Here is a 14,463-nt window from a genome sequence, read left to right as displayed (position 1 = left end):
CACGCACCAGGGATGAATCGCATGCGTACCGGCTTCTTCTTCGGACTTTTCGCTCTCGCTCTGACCACCACAGCCCGCGCCGATCCGCCGGATTTCGACCAGCCCGGCGCGGGCTTTGCCACCAGCGTGCTGCCCTTCGGCACGCTGGCGCTCGAACAGGGCCTTCCTACCTATACGCGTCAGAGCAGTGGCGGTCTGCTGGATCGTCAGTACTCGGCCAATAGTCTGATCCGGATCGGCCTGGGTGGTCCGGCCGAGCTGCAGATCGGCGGCTCCGCGTGGAATCGACTGGAAGAACGCGGCCAGGGCGTGCGCCGCTATTCGGTAGGTCACGGCGACAGCAGTCTTGGGCTGAAACTCGCTCCCACGTTGTCCGGGGATTTTTCCTGGTCCGCCCTCGGGGTGGTCACGTTCGCGAACGGCGATCGGGATTTCAGCAACGGCGCACGTCAGTACACGCTCGGCGCCACCGCGCAATGGGCCACCGACGAACGCTATGTGACCACCCTGTATGCCAACGTGGACCGTCTTCGCGGCCGGAATACATGGACGCTGGCGCCGACGTTCGGCGTGAATATTGCGCGAAACTGGATGATCTACGGAGAGTTCGATGCCATCCACAGCGCGCAGTACGGCAACGCATTCCAGGCGGGCGGCGGCGCGGCGCTGAACGTGACCGATCACGTGCAGCTCGACGCATACGCGTTGCATCGCATCGGAACGCATGGTCCATCGGTCATTGCGGGGCTGGGTATATCGATTTTCTTCGATCGGCGCTGAGGACGTATAGCGTGCTCTTATTGCCGGTTCGCGCGGCGCATCTTGCGTAGCAGCCATCCGGTAAGCAGTAGCCCGACCAGCAGCCCGATGCCTCCGCCCCATACGGATCCGGAGCGGCCATCGACGAGATAGCCGATACCGAAACCCAGCAGCAGAAATAGCGGAAGTGGTAAGCAGCCCATGGACCGAGGATACGACAGAAAAAACATGGTCCTCACGCTCACGCGTAGGACCATGCCTGCCTTCCATGGATCGGACGGGACAGGGAACCCGTCATGCGCGGCCCGACACGAGTCGACGCGGCGCCATTGCCGATGAAGGGGGGATCGATCTTTCCGCAAGCGGGGCCGATGGCATCCTGCCACCGAGATCGGTCATCGACAATTCAGTAGCCCTTGCAACTAGCTTCGGGCACACCTGCATCTTGCGTAGGTGGAACCTCTATCGGAATAGGAAGATTCTTAATTTTCTGACGGATATTGCCGTACATACGCGTACGGTCATGCGAATGGAGGCGTGTGATAGGCTCAGGCCCGCCGCGAAGGGCTCGCGTGCCGAAGAAATAATCAAGGAGGATTTCATGTTGCGTCGCACTCGTATTGCCGTGAGGCAACGCATGCCCGAGCTGGTGCTGATCGGTATCACGGTCATCTGGGGCTGTACGTTTCTTGCAACGAAAGTCGGAGTAGGCGACGCAGGTTCGTTCGGTTTCGTTGGCCTCAGATTCGCCTCGGCAACGGTCGTTCTGCTGCTTTTTTCCTGTCGCGGTCTCGGAAGCTTCACTCGCGCGGAAATTCGCGCGGCGGTACCCGTCGGTCTCACGCTTGTGGCCACCTGCGTACTGCTTGCAGAGGGCATGCGGCACATCTCCAGTGCGACGTCCGCGTTCCTTTTTGCGTTGTACGTCCCGATGGTGCCTTTGTTGCAATGGGCCATCTGGCGCATCGTTCCGAATCTGTTCGCCTGGACAGGCACAGGTATTGCCGTCGCGGGTCTTCTTACTATTTCGTCGCGCGGCGCATCCTCACTGGCATTCGACACGGGCGAAGTTCTGGTGATTGCCGCCGCGCTGGCTGTCGCCTTTCAGATTATTCTGATCGGACGTGCCGCAGGCAGGGGCAATCCGCGTCGTCTTGCCATTCTCCAGGTCGGGATGGCCGCGGTGCCATGTATCGCTCTGGCGATAGCGAGCCGGGAATCGGTTCCCACGGGCAACCTGTCTTTCTGGGGGTGCGGTATAGCACTCGGCGTTGCAACGGCTTTTATCCAGCTCGGTATGAACTGGGCGCAGCGCACCGTTTCGCCAACACGCACGACGGTCATCTTTGCGCTCGAACCTGTATGGGCCGGTGTGGTTGGCTGGCTCGCCGGGGAATCGTTGGGCCTGCACGATATCGGTGGCGCAGTACTTATCCTGACCGGCGTTCTGATCGCGGAGTGGCCGAGGGAAAGTCCGTCGGGTCAGACACTGCCTTCGTCGTAGCGATGGACGATTTTGTGCTTGACGGATTTCGCGCTGCGCTGTGTCGGCGGCGGCGCAGGCCGGGTCATCTCGGGCATGGGTACACCCTTGCTCGCAAGACTGCGCAGCATCGCCGGATCGGACGTGCCGTAGTCCCTTTTTTGCTGTGATCGCTGCATATTCGTCTCCTGCCGGTCCTCCTCGTTATCGAGATTGGGCCGGAAGAGAGGAAATTTCGGTGGCGTGCCGGTGAAGATTTCGTGACATCCCAAGCCGTCTCGCAACGGCTTCGCCGCGTTAAGGCGGCGTGGAGGTCGTTCCGGCAGACGGAGGCATGCGTTCGATCAGTTCGGTCGCAAGCTTTTCGTAGTCGTAGTCGAAATGGTGGTCGCCCGGCTTGCGGTACACCGTGACGAACGCTGGCAGACCCGGATCGGTGCAGCCGCTGTCGTCCGCATCGTCGACGCCGTAGTAGCAGGCGATCGGCGGTTTGCCGTTCAGGGCACGGATCGGTGGCATCGCGTCGTAGTGGTGCACGGGATTCAGCCACTGCAGGAAGTTCTGCGTGGTCGTCGTCCACAGGTTCTTATGCATATAGCCTTCGAGTTCGATCTCGAAGTTGACGTCGCGACTGGCCGACAGCAAGACGAGCTGTTCGATCTTGGCACGGTTGTCCGGGCGGATATAGGCAAGGATCGAGGGCAGTACATCCGCGCCGAACGAATAGCCGACCAGCAGGACGCGGCGCTTGCCCCAGCGGACGGTATACGTGTCCAGCAGCGTGTCCAGATCGTGCGCGGCCTCCTGCGGCAGGCGTTCGCGCCAGAAGTACCTCATCGCGCTCACGCCGACCACGGGAATGCCCCGATTGGCGAAAACGTTGCCCAGCCGCTGATCCAGATCGGCCCAGCCGCCGTCGCCCGAATAAATAATGGCCAGCAGATCTTCCTGCCCGGCGGGAGGCGTGGCGTGGGCACCCAGCTCGACCGTCGCCTTCTCGATCGGTATGCGTACCCATGGATGCCAGACAAGCACCAGGGCGGCGATCGCGATGCCCAGCGTCAGCAGGCTATACCGCAGGATCTTTTTCATCGGCGCACCACGCCGCTGAGTCCGCCCGAGATCAGGCTGGCTACATTGGCCAGGGCCAGGGGCAGCGCGATACCGCCCGGCACCGCGATATATCGCGGCTCCCATTCGGGATCGAACTTGTCCTTGTACCGGTGCAGGCCGCGGAAATTGTAGAAGCGCTCGCCGCGTCCGAAGATCATGGCGCCGAAACGGCTCCACAACGGCGCCGAGCGGCGATTCTGCAGTCCGGAGAGAGGCGCCATGCCAAGGTTGAACCAGCGATAGCCTTCGGCGCGTGCCCAGACCATCAGTTCGATAAAGAGGAAATCCATGATGCCGGAGGGGCCGTCGGGCAAGTGGCGCATCAGGTCGACCGAGGCTTCTTCTTTCGTATCGTTGGTAAAGACGTTGGCGAACGCGACAATCTCCTCGCCCAGCCACACGACCGCCATCGGTGTGCGCGAGAGATAGCGTTCGTCGAACAGGCCGAGCGAAAAGCGCTTTTCGCGGACGCGCTTGTCGCGCATCCATGCGTCGGAAATAACCTTCAGGCGCGGCAGCAGCGCCGGAACCCCCTCGATCGGGACGATCTCCATGCGAAGGCCGTCGCGGGCGAGCTTGTTAACGGTGCCGCGCAGCGTCTTCTTGGATTTGCCGTCGAGGTTGAATGTTTCGAGCCGTACGCGCGCTTCTTCGCCGATTTTCAGCAAATTCATGCCAACTTCTAGATAAATGTCGAGATCTTCAGGGCGCACTTGATAGAACAGAGGCCATCCACCGGCCCGCTCGCACTGTTCGCGGAAATGCCATACCAGTTCGCGCCGGGCTTCTTCGTCGTTGCCGATGGGGTCGCCCATGGCGACCCAACTGCGTCCTTCGATGTCGTACATGATGAAGGCACGATCGTCGGGCGCGAACAGCAGGGTTTTGTCTCCCACCAGCGCCAGATGGGCCTGGGCGGAGGGGAAAGTTTTGATCAGCGGAAGGGCGCGGGCGAATTCGGCTTCGCCGGGCGGAATGCGGCGTGGGCGCGCAGGACGGATAAGGTTGGCCAGCGCGAACAGCATGACGACGGCCGCCGCGCCCACCAGCGCTCGCAACGCGCGTGGCGCACCGCCGTGGTGGAAGCTGAATTCCCACCACAGGTTGTTGCTGTACTCGACGTGCTTGAAGCTGAACATCACCAGCCAGGTCGCGCAGCCCAGAACGGAAACGATCGCGAGCATCCAGCCGAGCGAGAAGGTGGCGCGGAACAGCGACGCCCGGCGGTAGAAGTGTTTGTGCGCCGGCGCCAGACCCAGTGCCAGCAAGGACAGCAGCGTCGCTTCCTCGTAGTCGATGCCCTTAAGCAACGACAGAACGGCACCGACCACCAGCAGCACCAGCGTGAGGACATAGGCCGCATCCAGACGGCGTTGCAGGCCGCGCGCCAGGATCAGCAGCAACATGCCCACCATACTGCTCAGGAAGTGCGAGACCTCCACCAGAGGCAACGGCACGAATCCACGGAGAATCTCCATGCGGCCGGGAATAGCAAGCGTGGCGCCGGAAAACAGCAGCACCGCGCCGCATACCAGTGTCAGGCCGGCGAAGAAGGGCGGCAGCAGGCTGGTGAACCAGGGCGTCAGCAGGGCGGCGTGGCGCAGACCGCGCGCTTCGCGCCACAGCACCAGCACCGTCGCGGCACACAGCGGCAACAGGTAGTAGACGGCCCGGTAGGCCGCCAGCGACCCCAGGATCGGCGCTTCCAGGCCCTGATTGCCCGTGGCGCCGAAGCCGGCCAGCATCACAGCCTCGAATACGCCGAGTCCACCCGGCACGTGACTGATCACGCCGGCCATCTGCGCCAGCACGAAGATCGCGAGGAAATGGCCGAAGCCGCCCGCGATTTCCTCGGGCATCAGGACGTAGAGCACGCCGGCGGCCAGTCCCCAGTCCAGGGCGCCGATCAGGATCTGGCGCGCGGCCACCTTCGCGGGCGGCAGGCTGAAGCGCCAGCGGAAGATGCGAAGCGGCCGGCGAGCGATGACGGCGCTCACGAACCATGCCAGCGGTACCAGGGTAAGCAGGATGGCCAGCGGAATACGCAGTTCCGACAGCGGTACGTCGGCCGAAATCGGCACCAGAAGCAGGGTCACGCCGGTAATCGCGGCCAATCCCAGCCAGAAGCTGAGCGTGGTGTAGAGGACGACCCGGGCCACTTCCACGGTCGACAGGCCCGCCTGGATATAGAAGCGGTAGCGGATCGATCCGGAAACGAGCAACGACATGCCCAGCGCATTGCTGAAGGCGTAGCTGATAAACGAGATCAGACCCACCCGACGCATGGGCAGGCGTTTCCCGATGCTGTCGAGGCCGTACCAGTCGTACAGGGTCATGACCCCGTAGCTGAGGGCGGTCAGCAGGACGGCGATCCCGATCTGGCTATTCGGCAGCCCGTGGAAATACCGGGCGATCTGGCGATAGGTCACCTCGCTCGCCATGGCGTGCAGCGCCCAGAGCGCCAGGCACAGCAATACGACCGACAGCAAAGGGCCGCCCGCCCGGCGCAGCAGGGTGACATAAACTGCTGGACGGACCAGCACCGTGTCGGTCGTTGGGACTTCCGCTCCCCGTTCTAGCTGCACTGACCTGATGGCTCCGCGGTTTTCGTAAAGTCGTGTAGGGTGCCACAGTGAACGTACGAAGGCGTAGAGCGTTCGTACCTGGACGGCACCCGGCGAGGTTGCCGTAAGCTACGCTTCGATCCTTTCCACCTATTCACGCCCGACGCGGGTCGCCAACCCGGCCCCGAGTCATGCCCAAGCGAGGTTCCATGCGTTCCCATTCGTCGGTCCCGGGTGCCTTGCGCCAGCGTTTCGCCCCCTTGGTTTGGTTCGGTGTGGTCTTCGTCGTCCTCGCGTTCGTCACGCGGCTCGTCCTGTTGATCAAGACGGGCAAGGACGTACCGCACGACCCGCTGCAGTGGCTTTATCTCTTTGGCGTCGGTCTGGGTTACGACCTGATGACCTACGTCTATTTCGCCTGGCCGATGCTGCTGGTGCTCTGGCTGTTGCCTCGCCGTGCCTATCTGTCCCGGGTCGGTCACGCCATCTTCCTCGGTTTCTGTTTCGTCCTGCTTTTCGCGGTGCTGTACCTCGCCGCTTCCGAGCTTGTGTTCTGGAACGAGTTCGGCGCCCGGTTCAACTTCATCGCGGTCGACTATCTTGTCTATACGCATGAAGTGGTCGGGAATATCCAGGAGTCGTACCCGATCGTCCGCTGGTCGATCTATCTGCTGATTGCCGCGATCCTCATCTTCCTGTTCTCGCGCCGCGCCCTGCGTGCCCGCGACAGCGGTTCCCGCTTCCTCGGCCGCACCGCCGTCGTCGGCGTCTGGCTGGTCCTCACCGTAGCCGGTTCGTTTGCCATCGACGGGTCGATGAAGGACCGCGCACAGAACAATTACGTCAACGAACTGGCCGGCAACGGTATCTACCAGTTCTTCGCGGCGTTCCGGAATAACGAGCTGGATTACGCCCGCTACTACAAGACGATCGACAACGACGAGGCATTCAGGACGCTGCGCGGTCTGCTGCAAACGCCGGACTCGAAGTTCGTCAGCGACGACCCGCACAACCTTACCCGCGTGGTGACCAACGAGGGTCCGGAAAAGCACCTGAATGTCGTGCTGATCAGCGTCGAAAGCCTTTCGGGCGATTACATGGAAGCGCTCGCCGGCAGCACCGGCAAGCACGAGCACCTGACGCCCAACCTCGATGCACTGGCCGACAAGAGCCTGTTCTTCACGCAGTTGTACGCGAACGGCACGCGGACCGTTCGCGGTCTGGAAGCGCTGGCGCTTTCGGTGCCGCCGACGCCGGGCGAATCCATCGTGAAGCGCCCCGGTAACGAAGGCCTGTTCTCGCTAGCCGACGTTTTCAATACCAAGGGCTATACGTCGCAGTTCCTGTACGGCGGTTACGGCTACTTCGACAACATGAACCACTTCTTCAGCACGAATGGTTATGAAGCGGTCGACCGCAACGCCATTGCCGACAAGGACATCCACGCCGAGAACGTCTGGGGCGTCGCCGACGAAGATCTGTTCACCCTGACGATCAGTCAGATGGATAAGTCATTCGCGGCCGGCAAGCCCTACTTCGGGCATGTGATGACCACGTCGAACCACCGGCCCTTCACCTTCCCGAAGGATCGCGTCGACATGCCCCAGGGCAGCCGCCGCGCGGCGGTGAAGTACACCGACTGGGCCATCGCCGATTTCCTGAAGCGCGCATCGACGAAGCCGTGGTTCGACGACACGATCTTCATCATTACCGCCGATCACTGCGCCACCAGCGCGGGCAAGACCAGCCTGCCGGTCGACCGCTATCACATCCCGCTGCTGATCTATTCGCCGAAGCACGTCCAGCCGGGTCGCGTGGACCGTCTGATGAGCCAGATCGATATTCCGCCGACGCTGCTGGGCCTGCTCAACTTCAGCTACACCACGCGGTTCTTCGGCTACGACCTGTTCAAGATCGAACCGGGCCGCGAGCGTGCCTTCATCAGCACGTATCAGGAGCTGGGCTATATGCACGGCGACAAGCTGACCTCGCTGGTACCTCGCGACCCGGTGAAGCAGGTCGTGCCCAACCGCGATACCGGCGAAACCACGCCGGTGGAGCAGATAGACCAGGCGGATGCCAATGCGGCGGTCAGCTATTACCAGATCGCGGCGTATCTGTTTACGAACGGGTTGATGAAGTACGACGCGAAGGCGGCGAAGTAACGCTAGCCCTTACCCTCGGGTCTTCCCATTCCTCAGCGTTACCCCGGCGTACGTGCGCCGGGGTCCGCGGCGACTACGTGGGCCAAGCCCGGACCCTGAGGTTTTCGCTTGAAAGCGACCATCGCTGTCGCAACAACCGCCCGCCTCGTCGCGGGTTCCGGCGTGCGCCGGAACAATGGTGAGGGTGTCCGGATATCGAAACGACGGTGGGCGACTCAGGGCCGCGCCGCGCGCGCCCGGACATCCGCGAAACTGAATTCGCGCACCAGCTCGCCGTTTTCCCACACGGTTGCCAGTGCCTCTTCCCATCCGGCTTCGATCGTCGACGGGTCGAGTTCGACGACACCATCGGGCAATGGCACCGTGCGGTAGCTGCCGTACTCGCGATGCCGCAGCAAGGTCATGCGGCCGCGCTTGGACGTCTTGCCTGCGTCGGTCACCGGGTCCTTGTACACGTCGACCCACTGACCATCGATACGCGCGGCGGAACACTTCAATGCGAACTTCTGTGTGTCGCGCGTCAGCTTCTGCAGCAGTGCGCCGCCCATGCCGAACGCAAGATTGTCGGCGGCGAAGCCTGCGCCCACGATGCGCTCCAGAATGGCGCGGATGCTTTCCGGATTGATGCCGTCGCCCTGAATCACGCGCACGTGGTTGAGGACTTTATAGCCTTTGCCGTTGATCGTGCTGCCGAACGCTTCGTCCAGCAGCGTCAGGCAGGTATGCACCACTTCGACCGGATCGCCGGAATCGGGACGGATGACGACCGTGGCACCGGACGCGATCACTTCGTCCCGAAGCGTTTTCCCCCAGTGCTCGCGAATCGCGGCGTAGATGTCGTAGCTGTCGGAGACCACGGCGACGATGCCGCCGGGTTTCGCGAAGTGCCGGAGCATATTGCGATAGGCGTCGACCTCGTGGTCTTTGCCCCAGCTGGTGATCGTGCTGTGCTCGGCGGCGGGAATCGAGTATCCGGCCATCGGTTCGCCGTAATAGGCGCGGGCATAAAGCACGCCCGACACGGTATCGGTGCCCATGAAGTTCACCAGATGCGCCATACCGCCAAGACCGGCCGATTCCGCACTGGATACGCCGCGAGCGCCGAAATCATGCAGCTTGAAGGGCAGCTGGCCCGCTGCATCGTCGCTGGTCCGGTCGAGATAGTGCGCGATCGTGCGCCGCACCTGCCAGCTGATGGTCGCGACGGTCACCGGATACCACAGTCGCAGCAACAGGGTTTCCAGATAGGAAGGCAGCCAGTACGCCTGGGGATCGGTCGACTCGATTGTCACCAGCGCCTGATGCGTGGGAACGACGCTACCTTCCGCCACCGCGCGGATGCGCAGCGGCAGCCGCCCCTGGTGCGCGTCTACGACGTGTCGCCAACCCGTTTCGTTGAACGGCTCGCCGTGACCGGCGAAAAAATCGCGCGCTTCGTCAATGTCCTTGTGCGACACCGGTCGCGACAACCACGCTTTCAGGATGGCCTGAAGGCCGAAGAACACCGTGCTCTCATACACGCCGCCGCGCGATTCGACGTAGAAAAACGTCCCGTCGGTGCGCGGTGGATATTGCAGCCAGTGGCTGGCCTTGTAGCTATCGGTATTGAGAACGAGGTTGTCGAGGTGGTTCATGCGCACTCCTTCGCATCAGCATAACCACCTCGCAACCGGCGCGTCATGCTCAGTCGGTATCGACCAGCACCAGTTCGGCATCGTCCAGCGCCTTGATCGTCAGCGCCGGCTCGTCGCGAAACGCGACGCCATCGCGTGCTTCGACGCGCTTGCCGTTGATCTCCAGCGCACCCTTGGCCGGTACGAGGTAACCGAAGCGGCCCGTCGCCAGGGCGTAGTCCAGCGATTCGCCAGCCTTCAGGCTTGCGCCAAGCACGCGGGCATTCGCGCGGATCGGCAGTGCTTCGTCGTCGCCCGCGATACCGCTGGCAAGCGTGACGAAACGGCCGGAGCGGTCGCCCTTGGGGAAGGGTTTCGCGCCCCACGCGGGCTGTTCGCCGCCGCGGTTGGGCATGATCCAGATCTGGAATATCTGGGTGGCGCCCGGCTCCGCGTTGTATTCGGCATGGCGGATACCCGTGCCGGCGCTCATAACCTGCACGTCGCCCGCTTCCGTACGGCCCTTGTTGCCCAGGCTGTCCTCGTGGGTGATCGCGCCTTCGCGGACGTAGGTGATGATTTCCATGTCCGCATGCGGATGCGGCGGGAAGCCGGTGCCCGAGGCGATGGTGTCGTCGTTCCAGACGCGCAGCCCGCCCCAGCCCATGCGCTTCGGGTCGTGGTAGGAGGCGAACGAAAAATGATGCTTGGCGTCCAGCCAACCGTGGTTGGCGCCGCCGAGGCTGGCAAAGCTCTTCACGTCGATCATGTCTTGCTCCCCGGTAGTGACCGGCAGGTGGTGATGGCTGCGCATTTTCCGCCGATTCCGGTGTCGCGGAGCCTCCGGCAAGGGAACGGATTGTTTCCCTGGCGACACTCTTTACGGAAACGATACGCCCCGGCAGGGAAACGCTACCCCGTTTTTCCATGCGCTTTTGGACAATACGTCCGTTCCCCAACGAGTGACGACACGTCATGGACGTTTGCAGCGACCGCGCCATGTTTCCGGACCCGGCCCCGGATCACCGCGACACGGTGGTCCGACTTTTTCCGGCAAGGTGCCCGGAAAACGCGATGCGCGACATATCCATGGCCTGGGCCACGGACAGGGACGAGTACGAGCTCGGCGGCTACGCCGGTATCTGAGCCGCTTTCCAACCGATCGGACCCGCGCTGCGTGCGCGGGCTGGAGATGAGTCATGAAACACCCCTGGTTTGCCGCCTTCGCGGCAGGCATGGTCGCGCTTTGCATGGCGGGTAACATTCACGCGGAAACGGCGTCGTCCGATTGCGACCGCGGCCTCATTTCCCGCATGGCGGCGGCATACCGCGAGGATGCGCAGCCGTCGGCACCCGGCGATGCGCCGCCGCGCCGCGCGATGGATGCGCCCCTGGATTCTCCACCGTTTCCCTCGTCCGAATGGCAGCTTGGCGGCGTGGACAATAACGTCGGCGTGCCCGATACGAATGCGCGGTACCCATTGGAGAAGGCGCTTTCCTGCAATGCGCTGGGCCAGTGGCTCGACCGCAACAAGATCCAGGTCTACGGCTGGATGGCTCCTTCGATCAACTTCAGCTCGTCGGACAACTCCAATTATCCGGTCTCGTACGTCAGCCGCCCGAACCGCGTGGAGTTCGATCAGTTCCTTCTGCGTATCCAGCGCCTGCCGGATACCGTGCAGACGGACCATATCGACTGGGGTTTCCACTTCGACCAGCTCTATGGCTACGACTATCACTACACGGCGATGAAGGGCGTCGTCAGCAACCAGTTGCTGAACAACAACCGCGTGAACGGGTACGACCCGATGATTTTCTACGGGAACATCTATATCCCGTGGGTGGCGCAGGGCATGGAAGTAATCTTCGGCCGTTATCTTTCGCTTCCCGATATCGAAGCGCAGTTCTCGCCGAACAATTACCTCGTGACGCATTCGGTGCTGTACACGGTGGACGCCTATACGAACATGGGCATCCTCACGACGACGAAGCTCAACGATCAGTGGACGCTTCAGGTCGGTCTGCATGGTGGCGACGACGTGGCGATCTGGAATCGCGATGCGCGGCTCACGGGGCAGGTCTGCGTGCGCTGGGTGTCCAAATCCAACGACGACATGATTTATCCGTGCGTCGAGTCGTACAACAACAAACGTCAGACGTACAACAACCTGCAGGAATACGTGATTACCTGGGGGCATCGCTTCAACGGCCGTCTGCACATGCTGACCCAGGCTTATCAGTTGACCGTCAACAGCGTGGCGTTGGCCACCTTGCCCGAAGGCCAGACCAAGGACACGAATGCGTACGGCATCGTCAATTACATGAACTTCGAATTGAATCCGCGCACGATGCTGTCGTTCCGCAACGAGTTCTACAACGATGCGGACGGCCAGCGCACGGGTTACAAGACGCACTACGTCACCAGCACGCTGGGCATGACCCGCTGGGTGACGCCCGATCTCGAAGTCCGTCCGGAAGTCCGTTATGACCACGCCTCCGACCAGGCGGCGTACGACAACGGAACGAAGCACACGCAATGGATGGCGGTAATGGACGTCATCATGCACTTCTGAAGCGAACGCCCCGACGATGCCGTCGGGGCGCGATCCGTTTAGCGGATAACTTCGCGAACGACGCGCGAGCCGGTCAGGCATAGCGTGTTGTTGGTAAGGAACGAGTTGAGGTTCTCGATGTTGTCTTCGACGTAGTTTGCCGGCCACTGGCAGCCGGTGATAGCGAAGTCGAAGAACCCGATCGAATCCGGTGCCAGGTGGAAATTCCAGTGGCTGTTGTAGCTTTCGCGCCCGCGGACGACTTTGCCGAGGACCGAGCGCGGCACGTCGCCCGGTCCGTTCATGGCCTGCAGCGTGGCGTCGATCTTCTCTTTGTCGGTCACCTTGATGATGAACTCCTGCGCCTCGATGGTCGGCGCGCTGCTGAGCTGGACGGCGAAGTAACGGGGTTCGACCTGGGCAGCCGGACCGGCGAAAGCCGTGGTCGCGGCGATGGCGAGTGTTGCGAGCAGCACCGGGGTGGCCGTCGTACGAATGGTCATGGGATTCATTCCTTGAAGTGGAGTAGTGCCTCGCGGCGAATAGGCGGGAGGCGGTGAAGCGGGGCCATGAAACCACGCTGGGATCGCGTTTCGGCGGCGAGAAAAACACCTTCCGGCTATGCCCACAGTCGCGTACGGACGTGGCTGACATATCGGGTATGAAGAATTTGCTCAGGTCTTCGCGGCCGGGTTGCAAATGCCTACACCGCAGCCCATATGGGATACATCGGCGGCCCAGCCGCCTCCCGATGTCGAGGCCCCCGGATGATTCCGTTTTCCGTTCTGGATCTTTCGCCCATTGTGCGTGGCGCTACGCCTGCCGATGCGCTACGCAATACACGCGAGCTCGCACGCCATGCCGAGCATCTGGACTACAAAAGATTCTGGCTCGCCGAACACCACAATTTCCCGGGTATCGCCAGCGCCGCCACGTCGGTCGTGATCGGTTATGTCGCGGAAGGCACGTCGACGATTCGCGTGGGCTCCGGCGGTGTGATGCTGCCTAACCACGCGCCGCTGGTCATCGCCGAGCAGTTCGGTACGCTGGAATCGCTGTATCCGGGCCGTATCGACCTGGGCCTTGGCCGTGCGCCCGGTACGGATCAGGGTACGGCCCGCGCATTGCGCAGGGCCATGGGACCAAGCGACGATCGTTTCCCCGAAGATGTCGTGGAGCTGCAGCGTTATCTCGGGCCGCAGCAACCGGGGCAGACCGTACGCGCCGTGCCCGGCATGGGTACCAACGTACCGATCTGGCTTCTGGGCTCCAGCCTGTTCAGCGCGCAACTCGCTGCCGAAATGGGCCTGCCCTTCGCTTTCGCATCGCATTTCGCGCCGGATCTGATGATGAACGCGCTGAAGGTCTACCGGACGATGTTCCGGCCTTCCGATGTGCTCGACAAACCCTACGCGATGCTCGGCATCAACGTGTTCGCTGCCGATACCGACGAGGAAGCGCAGCGATTGTTCACATCGTTGCAGCAGCAGTTCTGGAATCTGCGCCGCGGAACGCCGGGCCAGTTGCCGCCGCCGGTCAATACCATGGAAGGTGTTTGGACGCCCATCGAGCGGGCCGGCGTGGATCACGCGCTGAGTTGCGCGGTGGTGGGATCGCCCGACACTGTGCGCGAAGGTCTGGCGTCGTTTATCGAACGCACGGGCGCCGACGAATTGATGGTGACGGCCCAGATTTTCGACCACACCGCGCGTATGCACTCGTTCGAACTGGTGGCGCAGGCACGCGACGCACTGGCGGAGCGTCAGGCGGCATGACGCCCCGCCGGATCGTCCTCGACACGAATGTCTGCCTGGACCTGTTCGTGTTCGGGGACCCGAGATGTGCGGCATTGCGCGATGCGCTCGATCGGGGCGTCGTGGCTGCGGTAACCCGCGAGGATTGCCGGGACGAGTGGCTGGCTGTGCTGGAATACGCCCGTCTGGGGCTGGAGGGCGCGGCCCGGGAGAAGGGCCGCGCCCTCTACGACCGCTACGTTGCGCCGTTTGTCGTTACCGTTGCCGTACCGGCCCTGCCGCGCTGCGGCGACCCGGACGATCAGAAATTCCTCGAACTGGCGGCGACGGCGCGAGCGAAAGTGCTGTTCAGTCGCGATGCCGAGCTGTTGCGGCTATCGCGCAGGACGTCGCGCGATCATGGCTTCGCGGTAGTCACGCCGGAAACATGGGGCTCGCCGCACGCTTCGTTGTAGGAGCG

13 protein-coding genes are annotated in these 14,463 nt (G+C 62.6%); 6 read left to right on the top strand and 7 right to left on the bottom strand.

The genetic code is table 11. The annotated features are described in order from the left end of the window. Positions 1 to 21: 21 nt before the first annotated feature. Entirely contained in the window at positions 22 to 780 is a 759-nt protein-coding gene (locus AC3IR3_RS20170; protein WP_489194803.1) for a transporter, read from the top strand. A gap of 17 nt (positions 781 to 797) precedes the next feature. On the opposite strand, the gene AC3IR3_RS20165 is transcribed toward AC3IR3_RS20170, so the two are convergent. Next, positions 798 to 962: a hypothetical protein gene (locus tag AC3IR3_RS20165; protein WP_165973625.1), complete on the bottom strand. Its 165-nt coding sequence runs from the start codon at positions 960 to 962 to the stop codon at positions 798 to 800. A gap of 398 nt (positions 963 to 1,360) precedes the next feature. On the opposite strand from AC3IR3_RS20165, the gene AC3IR3_RS20160 reads away from it, so the two are divergent. After that, the gene (locus AC3IR3_RS20160) at positions 1,361 to 2,263 is read left to right on the top strand and encodes a DMT family transporter (protein WP_489194801.1); all 903 of its coding nucleotides are present in this window, start codon (positions 1,361 to 1,363) and stop codon (positions 2,261 to 2,263) included. Here AC3IR3_RS20160 and AC3IR3_RS20155 read toward each other — a convergent pair. The 3 genes from AC3IR3_RS20155 to mprF all read right to left on the bottom strand — a co-directional run bounded on the left by AC3IR3_RS20155 (position 2,242) and on the right by mprF (position 5,898). Continuing rightward, positions 2,242 to 2,421 (bottom strand): hypothetical protein, encoded by a 180-nt coding sequence (locus AC3IR3_RS20155; RefSeq protein WP_489194800.1) that lies wholly within the window; start codon positions 2,419 to 2,421, stop codon positions 2,242 to 2,244. The two genes, AC3IR3_RS20160 and AC3IR3_RS20155, sit on opposite strands and share 22 nt — an antisense overlap. 118 nt (positions 2,422 to 2,539) lie before the next feature. Beyond that, positions 2,540 to 3,334: an AcvB/VirJ family lysyl-phosphatidylglycerol hydrolase gene (locus AC3IR3_RS20150; RefSeq protein ID WP_489194798.1), complete on the bottom strand. Its 795-nt coding sequence runs from the start codon at positions 3,332 to 3,334 to the stop codon at positions 2,540 to 2,542. Continuing rightward, positions 3,331 to 5,898: a bifunctional lysylphosphatidylglycerol flippase/synthetase MprF gene (mprF, locus tag AC3IR3_RS20145; protein ID WP_489194796.1), complete on the bottom strand. Its 2,568-nt coding sequence runs from the start codon at positions 5,896 to 5,898 to the stop codon at positions 3,331 to 3,333. The genes AC3IR3_RS20150 and mprF overlap by 4 nt, the downstream gene beginning before the upstream one ends. Positions 5,899 to 6,128: 230 nt before the next feature. Here mprF and AC3IR3_RS20140 point away from each other — a divergent pair, with 230 nt between their 5' ends. Beyond that, positions 6,129 to 8,084, top strand: a complete 1,956-nt coding sequence (locus AC3IR3_RS20140; RefSeq protein ID WP_489194794.1) for an LTA synthase family protein — start codon at positions 6,129 to 6,131, stop codon at positions 8,082 to 8,084. A 215-nt stretch (positions 8,085 to 8,299) separates the two neighbouring features. On the opposite strand, the gene AC3IR3_RS20135 is transcribed toward AC3IR3_RS20140, so the two are convergent. Next, on the bottom strand, positions 8,300 to 9,718 hold the full coding sequence (locus AC3IR3_RS20135; protein WP_489194792.1) for a nicotinate phosphoribosyltransferase: 1,419 nt from the start codon (positions 9,716 to 9,718) through the stop codon (positions 8,300 to 8,302). A 49-nt stretch (positions 9,719 to 9,767) separates the two neighbouring features. Next, entirely contained in the window at positions 9,768 to 10,466 is a 699-nt protein-coding gene (locus tag AC3IR3_RS20130; protein ID WP_489194790.1) for a pirin family protein, read from the bottom strand. 430 nt (positions 10,467 to 10,896) lie between these two features. Here AC3IR3_RS20130 and AC3IR3_RS20125 point away from each other — a divergent pair, with 430 nt between their 5' ends. Next, a complete protein-coding gene (locus AC3IR3_RS20125; protein WP_489194787.1) occupies positions 10,897 to 12,270 on the top strand; it encodes an outer membrane beta-barrel protein in 1,374 nt (457 codons plus the stop codon). A 38-nt stretch (positions 12,271 to 12,308) separates the two neighbouring features. On the opposite strand, the gene AC3IR3_RS20120 is transcribed toward AC3IR3_RS20125, so the two are convergent. Then, positions 12,309 to 12,752, bottom strand: a complete 444-nt coding sequence (locus tag AC3IR3_RS20120) for a BP74-related protein (protein ID WP_489194785.1) — start codon at positions 12,750 to 12,752, stop codon at positions 12,309 to 12,311. 264 nt (positions 12,753 to 13,016) lie between these two features. On the opposite strand from AC3IR3_RS20120, the gene AC3IR3_RS20115 reads away from it, so the two are divergent. Both AC3IR3_RS20115 and AC3IR3_RS20110 read left to right on the top strand, forming a co-directional pair. Continuing rightward, positions 13,017 to 14,024, top strand: a complete 1,008-nt coding sequence (locus AC3IR3_RS20115; protein WP_489194783.1) for an LLM class flavin-dependent oxidoreductase — start codon at positions 13,017 to 13,019, stop codon at positions 14,022 to 14,024. Then, positions 14,021 to 14,458: a PIN domain-containing protein gene (locus AC3IR3_RS20110; protein WP_489194781.1), complete on the top strand. Its 438-nt coding sequence runs from the start codon at positions 14,021 to 14,023 to the stop codon at positions 14,456 to 14,458. The genes AC3IR3_RS20115 and AC3IR3_RS20110 overlap by 4 nt, the downstream gene beginning before the upstream one ends. The last annotated feature ends 5 nt before the right edge of the window (positions 14,459 to 14,463 follow it).

Source organism: Luteibacter sp. GL_149 (assembly GCF_057834065.1).
Note: the sequence above shows the minus strand (reverse complement) of the source record. Positions and strands in the feature narration are given on the sequence as shown.